Annotated in this window: 12 protein-coding genes; 8 read left to right on the top strand and 4 right to left on the bottom strand. The window is 38.0% G+C overall.

The features are described 5' to 3' along the window. Positions 1–53: 53 nt before the first annotated feature. Entirely contained in the window at positions 54–1103 is a 1050-nt protein-coding gene (locus AC1DNH_RS08190; RefSeq protein WP_477585254.1) for a glycoside hydrolase family 130 protein, read from the bottom strand. Between the two features lie 67 nt (positions 1104–1170). Next, positions 1171–1356, bottom strand: coding sequence for a CsbD family protein (locus AC1DNH_RS08185; RefSeq protein WP_029276197.1), 186 nt, complete (start codon positions 1354–1356; stop codon positions 1171–1173). A 200-nt stretch (positions 1357–1556) separates the two neighbouring features. Between AC1DNH_RS08185 and AC1DNH_RS08180 the strand changes: the two genes are divergently transcribed. Together AC1DNH_RS08180 and AC1DNH_RS08175 are read left to right on the top strand one after the other, a co-directional pair. After that, positions 1557–4646, top strand: coding sequence for a SusC/RagA family TonB-linked outer membrane protein (locus AC1DNH_RS08180; RefSeq protein WP_477581654.1), 3090 nt, complete (start codon positions 1557–1559; stop codon positions 4644–4646). Positions 4647–4662: 16 nt separating this feature from the next. Then, entirely contained in the window at positions 4663–6042 is a 1380-nt protein-coding gene (locus AC1DNH_RS08175; protein ID WP_477581652.1) for a RagB/SusD family nutrient uptake outer membrane protein, read from the top strand. Positions 6043–6105: 63 nt separating this feature from the next. On the opposite strand, the gene acs is transcribed toward AC1DNH_RS08175, so the two are convergent. Then, positions 6106–8013, bottom strand: a complete 1908-nt coding sequence (gene acs, locus AC1DNH_RS08170) for an acetate--CoA ligase (RefSeq protein WP_477581658.1) — start codon at positions 8011–8013, stop codon at positions 6106–6108. A 288-nt stretch (positions 8014–8301) separates the two neighbouring features. Here acs and rpmB point away from each other — a divergent pair, with 288 nt between their 5' ends. The 6 genes from rpmB to rimO all read left to right on the top strand — a co-directional run bounded on the left by rpmB (position 8302) and on the right by rimO (position 11969). Continuing rightward, entirely contained in the window at positions 8302–8535 is a 234-nt protein-coding gene (gene rpmB, locus AC1DNH_RS08165) for a 50S ribosomal protein L28 (protein ID WP_025145121.1), read from the top strand. A gap of 44 nt (positions 8536–8579) precedes the next feature. Further along, the gene (gene rpmG / locus AC1DNH_RS08160) at positions 8580–8762 is read left to right on the top strand and encodes a 50S ribosomal protein L33 (protein WP_010599807.1); all 183 of its coding nucleotides are present in this window, start codon (positions 8580–8582) and stop codon (positions 8760–8762) included. A 98-nt stretch (positions 8763–8860) separates the two neighbouring features. After that, positions 8861–9016: a DUF4295 domain-containing protein gene (locus AC1DNH_RS08155; protein ID WP_010599808.1), complete on the top strand. Its 156-nt coding sequence runs from the start codon at positions 8861–8863 to the stop codon at positions 9014–9016. A gap of 84 nt (positions 9017–9100) precedes the next feature. After that, positions 9101–10063 (top strand): signal recognition particle-docking protein FtsY, encoded by a 963-nt coding sequence (gene ftsY / locus AC1DNH_RS08150; protein WP_057932079.1) that lies wholly within the window; start codon positions 9101–9103, stop codon positions 10061–10063. Between the two features lie 115 nt (positions 10064–10178). After that, positions 10179–10553: a GxxExxY protein gene (locus AC1DNH_RS08145; protein ID WP_477610094.1), complete on the top strand. Its 375-nt coding sequence runs from the start codon at positions 10179–10181 to the stop codon at positions 10551–10553. A gap of 84 nt (positions 10554–10637) precedes the next feature. Beyond that, positions 10638–11969: a 30S ribosomal protein S12 methylthiotransferase RimO gene (gene rimO, locus AC1DNH_RS08140; RefSeq protein ID WP_477581648.1), complete on the top strand. Its 1332-nt coding sequence runs from the start codon at positions 10638–10640 to the stop codon at positions 11967–11969. 72 nt (positions 11970–12041) lie between these two features. On the opposite strand, the gene AC1DNH_RS08135 is transcribed toward rimO, so the two are convergent. Beyond that, positions 12042–12386, bottom strand: coding sequence for a hypothetical protein (locus AC1DNH_RS08135; RefSeq protein WP_477610097.1), 345 nt, complete (start codon positions 12384–12386; stop codon positions 12042–12044). Between the last annotated feature and the right edge of the window lie 461 nt (positions 12387–12847).

The following is a 12847-nucleotide window of genomic DNA, read 5'->3' as shown; positions in this document are numbered from 1 at the left end:
CAGAAAAACAAGCCCATCTTCCGTGTTTATCAGTGCTTCCGTGGCAAAAAGAACTAGATATATTTCAGTGTCTCCAAAATTTCTTTCACCGAAAACTTAGCGCCACAAACAAACTCATCAGCCGCACCATAGTAAATCGTTAATTCATCTCCGTTAACAATGTGGCCGTTTGTAAATACGACTTCACCAAAGAAACCATGCAGTTCGTAATCTGCTGTTGGCACCATAATCGGCTCATCGGTTCTGGCCAGTACTTTCGATGGATCATTTAAATCCATTAGAAAGGCACCTAAACAATATTGATGTTTTCCGTTTGCACCGTGATAGATTTCGAGCCATCCTTCTGTGGTTTTTATGGGTGCCGCACCAGCCCCAACACGTGCACTATCCCAGTGGTTAGGCCTGGTTTTAATGATACATTTGTGTTTACCCCAATGAATACCATCAGGAGATTCGGCCAGCCAGATATAATTACCACCCAAAGCTACACTGCTGGGCCGGTGTAAGGCATAAAATTTACCGTTAATGCGTTCTTCAAATACGGCACAGTCTTTATTGTGCGGCGGGATAATCATGCCGTGTTTCTCAAAACGCTTCCAATCTTTTGTTGTTCTTAATCCAACCCCTACCCCATGGGCAGATACGGAAGTAAAGGTTAAATAGTAGGTTTTATCGATTAAGGATACACGGCAATCTTCAATGCCAAAAGTTTCATCTTCTCCCTCACCCTGTAATAAAGGATAACCGGCCGGTTGATAAAAATGCACACCATCATCACTGCAAACGAGCCTTAAATGCGATAATGTGGTTAAATAATCAGCACCCTGATAATTGATCACCCGTGGATCATTATCTACCAAAGCAGGATCTGCCTCCGCTATCTCGATAATTTCGATGCCGTTTTTCCTTAAAACCGGAAAAGAAATAAATCCCTGTTTTTGCCCCGGCCGTTCTGCTACCCGCACCAGAAGCCATATTTTATTTTGAAAGGTAAAAACACCAGGATTTAAAAGGCATGCAATTTCCAGGCCCGCTATACTCGGTACTAAATCTTTTGGACAAAGTATTGGGTTTTGAATAAACCGTTGTGCAATATCGCTCATGGCATAGGTTCTAAACCAAACAAGCGACCAAAATTGGCCGCCTGTATATTATTAATAAAAATTGATGTTATAATGAATTGATCCATTTTACAAGCTCATCTCTTCCTTTTCCTGTTTTTTGTTGCAGTTTCCCCAACAATTCATCGTCTTGCCCCTCTTCGTGTTTTAAATCATCGTCAGTTAAATCGGCATAAGCTTGTTTAACCTTTCCTTTTATTTCATTCCACTTCCCTTTTAATTCTAACTTATCCATGCTCGTGTTTTTTTGTGGTAAATAATATACTTTTTTAAATCTATCAACATTTTTCACCACTTTTTGTTTTGATTTGAGCTCAAAAAACCAAACAACGATCCAATTTCGCTTAACTACAGCAGGTTTTATAAAAATTTTTAATTATATTAAAATTCGTTTCTACGAACTATTAAACATTACTAACTAAAACTACCAATTTGATGAAAAAACTACTCTTAAGTATGCTTTTGTATCTCGGTGCAATTTCATTTGCTTTCGCACAAAGCAAAGTGATTACCGGGAAAGTTACGTCTACCTCCGGACCAATTCCGGGCGTTAGCGTATTTGTAAAAGGCTCACCAGCTAATGGCACACAGAGTGATGCCTCGGGCGCCTTTAAATTAACCGTTTCGGATGATGCCAAAACACTTGTTTTTAGCTTTATTGGTTACAAAACCAAAGAAGTGCCTATTACAGGGCAAAGCATCAATGTAAACCTTGATGAGGAAAACAATACACTATCAGATGTGGTGGTGGTGGGTTATGGAACGCAGAATAAACGCGATGTGACAGGATCTGTAGCCTCTGTTAAATCTAAAGACCTGGAAAACTTACCTGTAACAAGTTTTGAACAGGCCTTACAAGGAAAAGCAGCAGGTGTTCAGATTGCCGCTCAAAATGGAAAATTAGGGCAGGGAATAACGGTAAGGGTAAGGGGCGCTGCATCAGTAACTGCAGGTAGCGAGCCGCTGTACATTGTTGATGGAATACCAATTACCTCGGGAGATTTTTCGAGTACTACTGCGCCTACGAGTGCTCTGGCAGATATAAACACCAATGATATCGAATCTATAGAAGTATTAAAGGATGCATCGGCATCGGCAATTTATGGTGCAAGAGCTTCAAATGGCGTGGTATTGATCACAACCAAACAAGGTAAGGCAGGCAAAACACTTATCCAGTTTAATGCACTGGGTGGTGTAAGCTCACCTTCTAACCATAGGGATTTTTTAAACGCAGAACAGTACGTTCAAATAGAGCGAAGAGCTGGGCAGGGCCAGGCGAATCAGGATTTTCTCAATGGAGATTATGCAACCCTGCAAGAAGCATTAGATGATTATAGCGCAAGTGTAGAGGCACGTTTAAACCGGTATTCTGCTGGTAACAACGATTATCAAACTTATAAAGTAAATTCTAACTGGGAAGCTGCTTCTTTTCAGGATAAACCTGTTACGCAACAATACGACCTTAATTTAACAGGGGGAAATGAAAAAACGAAATTTTATATCGGTGGCCAGGCCTTAGATCAACAAGGAATTGTGATAGGCAACAGTTATAAACGCTACAGCGGCCGGTTAAACCTGACCAATAAAGTAACTGATTTTTTAGAAGTGGGTATTAACCTTAATTTTTCAAATAGTATTAATAACAGGCTATCAAATGATAATGCCTTTTCAAGTCCGCTACAATCTGTAGCACTCTCTCCTATTACGCCTTTTATAGATCCAAGGTCGGGTTTAATAAGTGGAACTTTACCTGGAGCCGCTTCAAATTATCCAGTATATTACAATCCATTCATTAGTGTCGATAATGCTTTTTATAAAGCAACAGTGTACCGAACAATTGGCAAAGCTTTTGCGAATATCAACATTGCTAAGGGATTAAAATTCAGCACTGATTTTTCTATTGATAACTTAAATCAAAACGAAGAAAGTTATTATGGTTCATTAACTTTTAGAAATACTGGTACTTCAAATGGCTACGGGCAAAATATTTCAACTTTTGTAATTAATGCCAACACCAATAATTTCTTCAGTTATAATACAACTATCGGCAAAAGTGCTTTTGATGTTATTTTGGGTACAAGTTATCAAAAATCAACCACCAAGTACAGCACCATTGAAGGACAGGATTTCCCAAGTGATTCTTACATTAAATTAGGTTCTGCTGCAACAAAAGTGATTGCAACCAGTAATGAGGGTGCTTTTAGCTTTCTGTCTTATTTCTTTAGGGCCAATTATAAATACAACGACCGTTATTTAGTAGGTTTTAGTGTAAGGGCTGATGGTTCATCACGTTTTGGAACCAATAATAGATATGGGTATTTCCCGGCAGGTTCAGTGGCTTGGATTGCATCTGAAGAAGATTTCTTAAAACAAAGTGAAACCATCAGTTTGTTAAAATTTAGGGCAAGTTATGGTTTAACGGGTAATGCCGAAATTGGTAATTATTCTGCCCGTGGTTTATTCGCCGGAACAGGGGCATATGGTGGTTTGCCTGGGCAGATTCCTTCGCGAATAGCCAATCCGGACTTAACATGGGAAAAAACGAAACAACTCGATATCGGCTTTGATTTTGGTATTTTAAAGAATAGAATTACAGGAATTTTTGATTTTTATCAAAAAAATACCACCGATTTATTATTAGATGTGCCTATCCCGCAAACAACAGGTTTCTCTACTAAAACCCAAAATTTAGGTTCATTAAAAAATACCGGGTTTGAATTGGGCATCAATACAGAAAATTTTGTAGGCGCGTTTAAATGGTCAACAGCAATAACAGGAGCAATTAACAACAATAAGATTACAAATTTAGGAGGGCAGATTTTAAATAGCAATGAAATAAATGCGGCTATTTCAGGGCAACCGATCGGCGTATTTTACATCCCGGAATATGCTGGGGTAAATCCGGCTAATGGTGATGCGATTTATTACAAAAACACAGTTGATGCAAATGGCAATGTAGACAGGAGTACAACAAATAACATTAACGATGCACAACGGATTTTTGCAGGCAACCCTAATCCTAAATATACATTTGGCTTAAACAACACTTTTTCATACAAGAATTTCGATTTAGGTATATTTTTTCAAGGTGTAAAGAGCAATAAAATTTTCAATGCTGGCGGCCAGTATATGAGCGCCAACGCATCAAACGGCTATGATAACCAAACTGTAGATCAAATGAGCTATTGGGATAAACCGGGTGATGTTACATCTGTTCCGGAGCCCCGTCTGTTTGCAGGTAATGGTATCGGAAACTCAACAAGATATTTATCTGATGGTTCTTATGTCCGCTTAAAAACATTAACGCTTGGCTATACTTTTCCAGTTTCGGTGTTAACCAAAATTAAGTTAAGCAAATTAAGGTTATATGCTACGGCGCAAAACCTGCTTACCATAACCGGTTACAAAGGATGGGACCCGGAGGTTAATGCAGATTATCAATCGACAAACATTAATCAGGGCGTAGATTTTTACTCAGCACCACAACCACGGGTAATTTCATTGGGTATTAACATTGGCCTATAATTAAAAAAGAATCAAAATGAAAAAGACATATATAAATAATATCATATTTGCTTGCGTGTTTTTGATGGCTTTATCATCATGCAAAAAGGCACTGGATGTAAATCCTGTTGATACCATTGAGCAAAAAAATGCTTTGCTTACCTCTAAAGATGTTGAAGGAGCGCTAATTGGAGCCTATTCAGATCTTGGCAGCCGTAATTTTTTCGGTGGCCGTTCGTTTTTGATAACTGATTTCTTAGCGAATACTGATGCCATTGAATGGTTCGGCACGTATGAAGAACTAACCCAGGCGATAAACAAGTCGTTACTAAAAACAAATACTTTTGTTGATAACGTTTGGGCATCAGGCTATACCGCAATTAATGATGCCAATAATGTTATTGCAGCTATAGATAAAGTAGATGCTGCTAAAAAGAGTAGAGTTGAAGGTGAAGCCAAATTTATTAGGGGTGCAGCCTATTTTGAGTTGGTTAGGTTATTTGGAAAAGCCTATAACGATGGTTCGGCAAGTACAAACCTGGGTGTACCGATCGTATTAAGCCCTACCAGCATTGTAAATGAATCAAGTTATGTAAGCAGGGCTACAGTAGCGGCGGTTTATAATCAGGCCATAGCTGATTTAACCGATGCTGAGGCTAAATTGCCTGCAACCAACAGTTTCTTTGCCACTAAATCTTCGGCTGCAGCAATGTTAGCCAGGTTGTATTTACAAATGGGCAATTATAGTGCTGCCGCTTCTGCTGCAAACCGGGTAATTACTTCAGGAAATTATCAGTTAACAGGGACCTACCTGGATGCTTTTCCTAAAATGCCAGAAAGTGGAAAACCTGCAAAACCCGGAGAAAATTCGACGGAAGATGTTTTCGCTATGCAGGTAACAACTTTAACCGGATTTAACGGTTTTAATGAATTTTATGGTTCATCTACATTTGGTGGCCGTGGAGATGCGGTAATTTCGCAAGATTGGATTGACGCAACTTATAGTGCAGGCGACGATAGGGCTAATGCTTTTTACGATGATGACGATATTTTTACGGCGAAATTTGGAAATCAGTTCGGAAATGTTCCCGTAATCAGGCTGGCAGAAATGTATTTAATCAGGGCAGAATCTAATGCACGCTTAGCTCCGGCTGCTCCTATTGGAGGCGTTACACCACTACAAGATTTAACCACCGTTAGAAGCAGGGCTGGCTTAACAACACTAACCGCTACCCTGGCAAATATTCTAAATGAAAGGAAACTTGAATTTGCTTTTGAAGGCTTTTCATTACACGATGCTAAAAGAACGCAAACCAATATTGGAAACATACCCTGGAACTCTACCAGATTGGTTTTCCCAATTCCACAACGTGAAATTGATGCAAACAAAAACTTGGTTCAAAACCCAGGTTATTAAAATTACATATCAACAAAAATGCCCCAAAAAATTTGGGGCATTTTTTTTATCTTTCATTTAAATTTAAAGTTTTTTTGCTGCTGCTATAATTTCTTCTACCACGCCTGGATCAAGCAGCGTAGAAGTATCGCCTAAATTAGTGGTATCTCCTTCGGCAATTTTACGCAGAATTCTACGCATAATTTTGCCCGAGCGTGTTTTGGGTAAACCAGAAACAAACAATATTTTATCAGGCTTGGCAATCGCCCCAATTACACGGGTAACCGTTTGTAAAATATCTTTTTTAGATAATTCTGCTTCGCCATGCATTTCAGGGTAAATTACAAAAGCGTAAATGCCCTGGCCTTTTACATCATGCGGATAACCCACAACCGCACTTTCTACCACACCAGCGTGCATATTAATGGCATTTTCTACTTCAGCGGTACCAATTCTATGTCCAGAAACATTTAATACATCATCAACACGGCCTGTGATTCGATAATAACCATCTTCATCACGTAAACAGCCGTCGCCTGTAAAATATAAATTCTCGTAAGTAGAGAAATAAGTCTGTTTGCAACGTTCGTGATCGCCGTATGTGGTACGCAACATGCCCGGCCAGGGGAATTTGATACAAAGATTTCCCATTACACCATTTCCTTCAATTTCATTACCATTTTCATCAACTAAAATTGGCTGAATTCCTGGTAAAGGCAATGTAGCAAAACTTGGTTTGGTTGGTGTTACCGTAGCAATAGGCGAAATCATAATGCCTCCCGTTTCCGTTTGCCACCAGGTATCAACAATAGGCGCTTTACCGTGCCCGATTTTCTCATCGAACCAATGCCAAGCTTCTTCGTTGATCGGCTCTCCTACCGACCCTAAAACGCGGATTGAGCTTAAATCTTTGCCATTTAATGGGTCTTCACCAAAACTCATTAATGAGCGGATAGCCGTTGGAGCAGTATACAAAGTATTTACTTTATGTTTTTCTACAATATCCCAAAAACGAGATGGGCTTGGATAAGTAGGAATACCTTCGAAAAGAACCGAAGTAGCACCTTGCGAAAGCGGTCCGTAAACAATATAAGAGTGACCGGTAATCCAGCCAATATCGGCTGTACAAAAATAAACCTCACCAGGCTGATAGTTAAATACATTCGAAAAAGTATAACCGGCATAAACCATATAACCACCACAGGTATGTACCACACCTTTGGGTTTTCCGGTAGAGCCAGATGTGTAGAGAATAAACAGCATATCTTCTGCATCCATTTCTTCCGCTTCACAAATATCATTTACGTGTTTAACTTCATCTTCCCACCACACATCCCTGCCTTTCAGCATCGAAACAGGTGTACGGATATGGGTTAACACGATACATTTTTCTACGGTTGGGCAACCAATTAAGGCATCGTCAATTACATCTTTTAAAGGAATCTGTTTATTGCCACGATAAGAACCATCGGCCGTAATCACTACTTTACATTGCGAATCGTTAATCCTGTCGGCAATAGATTTAGCAGAAAATCCACCAAAAATAACCGAGTGAACGGCACCAATTCTTGCGCAGGCCAAAACAGCAATAGCCAACTCGGGCACCATAGGCATATAAATACAAATACGGTCGCCCTTTTTTGCTCCATTACGTTTTAAAACGTTGGCAAAACGGCAAACGCGTTCGTGCAACATTTTATAAGTATAAGTAACACTTTCTTCTTCTGGATTATTAGGTTCCCAAACAATAGCTGGTTTATCTCCATTGGCAGCTAAGTGCCGATCTAAACAATTTTCGGTAATATTAAGTTTAGCGCCTTCGAACCACTTGATATTTGGTTCGTTAAAGTTCCATGATAATACTTTGAACCAAGGCTTGCGCCATTGAAAGTTTTGCGCCACTTCGCCCCAAAATTGTTCTGGGTTTTCTACGCTTTTCTTATAATCTTCTTCGTATTGCTTAAAAGATGTAATTTGCATTGCTTGTTCTATATTTTGGATTAGTGGGGGCTAATTTAAATAAATAATAATAAGGAGAAATAGTCTAATCGTATCAAAATGAATATCAAACGTTTGATAAGAAATATTTATTTTAAATAGATGTAATATAGGAAGAATTTAAGGTTTGGCTTTAACAAAAATTGCACAAACCTTTTCCGCCCATAAATATTAATTATAAAAATAATTAGCTACGCTATTGCTGTTTACAATTATTATTCAGATATTTGCACACTCTTAAAAAAATTAAGCGGACGATATTAACAACTATATTTACAAGTCATGTCAAGAGTTTGTGATTTAACAGGAAAAAAAGCAATGGTAGGTAACAACGTTTCTCACTCAAACGTTAAAACCAAACGCAAATTTTACCCAAACCTACAACTTCAGAAATTTTATATTCCTGAAGAAAACCGTTGGATTACGTTGAAAGTTTCTACTTCAGCGATTAAAACCATCAATAAAGTGGGCATTAGCGAAGCAATTAACCGTTTCGTAAAAAAAGGATTTTTGTAAAAAACATTAACTGTTGAGATTAACAGTTTTCAATTTATATTAAAATGGCAAAAAAAGGTAACAGAGTTCAGGTTATTTTAGAATGTACTGAACATAAAGAAAGTGGCATGCCAGGTATGTCTAGATATATTTCTACCAAAAACCGTAAAAACACTACTGAAAGATTAGAATTGAAAAAATTCAATCCAGTATTGAGAAAAGTAACCGTACATAAAGAAATTAAATAGGTTAAGAATAAAAGACCAAAGCTTAAAGACTAAAGCATTTTGCAAGTCTCAAATCTAGTGTCTGATATCTCAAATCTAATAATTAAAATTATAAGAACATGGCAAAGAAAGTAGTTGCAACCCTTAAAACAGGTACAGGTAAAGAATATTCGAAAGTAATTACAATGGTAAAATCACCAAAAACTGGTGCTTACTCATTCAAAGAACTTATCGTACACAACGACCACGTAAAAGATGCTATTGCATCTAAATAAGGTTAATATTTTTTAATATTAAAAATATTAAAGGCCGTTCCGTTTTAACCGGAAGGGCTTTTTTTGTTATATAAAAATTTAGATATGGGTTTATTCGATTTTTTCAAAAAGAAAGAAACTGCACCTGAAGCTCAGGAAGCACTGGATAAAGGTTTAGAGAAAACTAAAGACGGTTTCTTTAATAAAATTACCAAAGCTGTAGCAGGAAAATCTTCTGTTGATGATGAAGTGCTCGATAATCTGGAAGAAGTTTTGGTTACTTCTGATGTTGGTGTAAGTACTACATTAAAAATTATCAAACGTATCGAAGAACGTGTTGCCAAAGATAAATACCTCAATACCTCAGAACTAAATTTTATCCTTCGTGATGAAATCCAGTTACTTTTATCCGAAAACAACAGTAACGATTTCCGCCAGTTCGAATACGGCGATCATAAACCTTATGTAATTATGGTGGTTGGCGTAAATGGTGTTGGTAAAACCACTACCATCGGAAAGCTGGCCCACAAACTTAAAGAATCCGGTCTTAAAGTAGTATTAGGTGCAGCCGATACCTTTAGAGCTGCGGCCGTTGACCAGATTAAACTCTGGGGCGAACGTGTCGGCGTGAGGGTTGTGGCACAGGCTATGGGTTCTGATCCTGCTTCAGTTGCTTTTGATACCCTACAATCGGCTGTTGCTAACGACGAAGATGTAGTGATTATTGATACTGCCGGACGTTTACACAACAAAATCGGTTTGATGAATGAGTTGGGTAAAATTAAACAGGTGATGCAAAAGGTAGTACCAGGTGCACCGCACGAAATTTTATTGGTGTTAGATGCCTCGACCGGACAAAATGCTTTTGAACAGTGCAAACAGTTTACCGAAGCTACTGATGTTAATGCATTGGCCATTACAAAATTAGACGGAACAGCAAAAGGTGGTGTAGTAATCGGAATTTCAGATCAGTTCAGGATTCCTGTTAAATATATTGGAGTAGGAGAAAAAATTGGCGACTTACAGCTTTTTGATAAGAAAGAGTTTGTGAATAGTTTGTTTAAATAGGCGCAAGCGTTTGATTCCACTGAGGATTTAGTCTACAATTCACTTCGTGGTTGATTCCACCGATTTAGGTGATTACACCGATTGGTAGATTTAACAGTTTTATATAGATTTATATATGATCGAATATGAAAAAGATACGCTAACACAAACGATTATAGGCTGTTGCTATGAAGTTCATAATCAGTTAGGCCCAGGCTTTTTGGAGAAAATCTATGTGAATGCCTTAAAGATTAAACTCCAACAGGCAGGTTTAAATTACGTCGCAGAAAAAGAATTTAATGTTGTATTTGAGCATATAATTATTGGAAAATTTAGATGCGACCTCTTTGTTGAGGATAAAGTAATTGTGGAATTAAAATCAGTAACAGGGTACCAACCTAAGTTGTTTCAAAGTCAACTTATATCATACTTAAAAGCCAGCAAAATTAAAACAGGATTATTGATTAACTTTGGCAACACAAGTTGCGAAGTAAAACGGTTATCTGTTTAGCAAAAAAACAGAGGCAATTATCTCATAATCAATAAAAAAGATTATCGCCTAAATCATTTGATAATCGGTGAAATCACATATAATATGAATACCAAAATAGTAAGAAGTAAAAGCGCAATTAAACAACCTAAAATTAATGTAATTACATTAGGTTGTTCAAAAAACATATACGATTCGGAAGTATTGATGGGGCAGCTGCGTGGCAACAACTTAAATGTTGTGCACGAATCAGACAAGATGGGCAAAGATGATATCGTTGTAATTAACACCTGCGGTTTTATCGATAATGCTAAACAAGAATCAATCGATACCATTCTACAGTTCAGCGAACTAAAAGAAGCCGGTAAAATTGGCAAAGTAGTGGTTACAGGTTGTTTATCTGAACGTTACAAACCCGAACTTGAATCAGAAATCACCAACGTTGATGCTTTTTTCGGCACTAACGATCTACAGAATATTTTACATGAGTTAGGTGCCAATTACAAGCACGAACTTATTGGCGATCGTTTGCTCACCACTCCTTCTCATTTCGCTTATTTTAAAATTGCCGAAGGCTGTAACCGTCCGTGTTCTTTCTGTGCCATCCCATTAATGCGTGGCAAACACTTGAGTAAACCAATGGAAGAATTGGTTAACGAGGCTAAAATACTAGCTAAAAACGGCACAAAAGAATTGATTTTAATTGCTCAGGACCTTACCTATTATGGTTTAGACCTTTATGGTGTACGCAAGTTGGATGAGTTGATGCGTCGTTTATCAGATGTTCCCGGAATCGAATGGATCCGTTTGCAATACGCCTACCCTTCTGGTTTCCCCATGGAAATTTTAGATGCCATGAATGAGCGCGATAACATCTGCAAATACCTGGATATGCCATTACAGCACATTACCGATAATATGTTAAAATCGATGCGCCGTGGTACCACCAAACAAAAAACCATCGATTTAGTCAATCAGATCCGTGATAAAGTACCAAGCATCGCCATGCGTACCACGCTAATCTGTGGTTATCCTGGCGAAACTGAACATGATTTCGAAGAAATGAAGGAATGGGTTGCAGAAACCAAATTCGATCGTTTGGGTTGCTTTACTTATTCGCATGAAGAAAAAACACATGCACATACCTTAGTTGATGATATTTCTGACGAAGTAAAACAACAACGTGTTGATGATATTATGGAAATACAACAAGGTATTTCGTTCGATATTAATCAAGAAAAAGTAGGCAAAACCTTCAAGGTGCTGGTAGATAAAAAAGAAGGCGATTTCTTTGTTGGCAGAACCGAATTCGATTCACCTGAGGTTGATAATGAAGTTTTAATCGATGCAGCTACAGGTTATGCCGCCAACGGAAGCTTTGTTAATGTGAAGATAGACAGGGCTGAAGATTTCGATCTGTATGGTACGATAGTATAGATTAAACCCTCCGTTTTGTTTATAAAAAAGAAGTCAGGTTTTAAAAACTTGACTTCTTTAAATTACATTCTTCTATTTCTTAGGCTCAGGTCTATTTTTAATCTGACTAGGTTTTAACCAGATTTTAGCACCTTTCGAGTTTACATAATATTTTTCATTCTTCGCATTGATGTAAACATTAGATCCATCTGGGGCCATTTTACCTTTCCAGGTTTTATCTGCAACTTTCGAACTGCCTTTTACTGCTACTTCGGCAGTTTTATTACCTACAGATTTAGCACCTTTACCAATTGCTTTACCGGTTTGATCTAATGCTTTACCTACTTCAGTTTTTTTCTTTTCTTGAGCATTTACAGTTAAGGCTGCACCTCCAAATAAGGCCAGCGTTAATAAACCCATTACTAATTTTCTTTTCATGACAGCTATATTTTATTTAAGTGATAACAATTGATCAATTGATTTGTTTTAGTTAGCAGACATCAAAAAGAACTAATCTACTTTTCAAAAAATAATGATTTGTTTTTGAAGCGCGGGGCCAATAGAACTATTAACGTATGCTCCCGTTCTTCGCTGTATCCTTTCGCTGCGCTTCAGCGATGCCGCTTCGCCAGGGGCTAAACAGCAACCGGCCGAAAAAAAATGCAGAACGCCTACCTACCTCTTTCATAAGCATTCATTTTTTATTTCTTGCAAAGCCCTCGTTCAATAAACCTTATTGAAGCGGTTATACTTTTTGTTGCACCGCTAAAAACATCCCCCGTTAACCATCGCAAAAAGATAATAGCGAAAAGAAGGACTACCCGAACCGAAAAGCATCGAACCTGCTTTACAAAAGATTTAAATTGTTTTTTTGGAGCGCATGGGCACAGCAGCTATTA

The sequence above is a fragment of the Pedobacter sp. 01N310 genome, from assembly GCF_056399805.1.
Note: the sequence above shows the minus strand (reverse complement) of the source record. Positions and strands in the feature narration are given on the sequence as shown.

Bases quoted from the DNA above. Each gene is read 5' to 3' on its own strand.
- AC1DNH_RS08190 (WP_477585254.1), bottom strand. From the start codon at position 1,103: ATGAGCGATATTGCACAACGGTTTATTCAAAACCCAATACTTTGTCCA.
- AC1DNH_RS08185 (WP_029276197.1), bottom strand. From the start codon at position 1,356: ATGGATAAGTTAGAATTAAAAGGGAAGTGGAATGAAATAAAAGGAAAG.
- AC1DNH_RS08180 (WP_477581654.1), top strand. From the start codon at position 1,557: ATGAAAAAACTACTCTTAAGTATGCTTTTGTATCTCGGTGCAATTTCA.
- AC1DNH_RS08175 (WP_477581652.1), top strand. From the start codon at position 4,663: ATGAAAAAGACATATATAAATAATATCATATTTGCTTGCGTGTTTTTG.
- rpmB (WP_025145121.1), top strand. From the start codon at position 8,302: ATGTCAAGAGTTTGTGATTTAACAGGAAAAAAAGCAATGGTAGGTAAC.
- rpmG (WP_010599807.1), top strand. From the start codon at position 8,580: ATGGCAAAAAAAGGTAACAGAGTTCAGGTTATTTTAGAATGTACTGAA.
- AC1DNH_RS08155 (WP_010599808.1), top strand. From the start codon at position 8,861: ATGGCAAAGAAAGTAGTTGCAACCCTTAAAACAGGTACAGGTAAAGAA.
- ftsY (WP_057932079.1), top strand. From the start codon at position 9,101: ATGGGTTTATTCGATTTTTTCAAAAAGAAAGAAACTGCACCTGAAGCT.
- AC1DNH_RS08145 (WP_477610094.1), top strand. From the start codon at position 10,179: ATGATCGAATATGAAAAAGATACGCTAACACAAACGATTATAGGCTGT.
- rimO (WP_477581648.1), top strand. From the start codon at position 10,638: ATGAATACCAAAATAGTAAGAAGTAAAAGCGCAATTAAACAACCTAAA.
- AC1DNH_RS08135 (WP_477610097.1), bottom strand. From the start codon at position 12,386: ATGAAAAGAAAATTAGTAATGGGTTTATTAACGCTGGCCTTATTTGGA.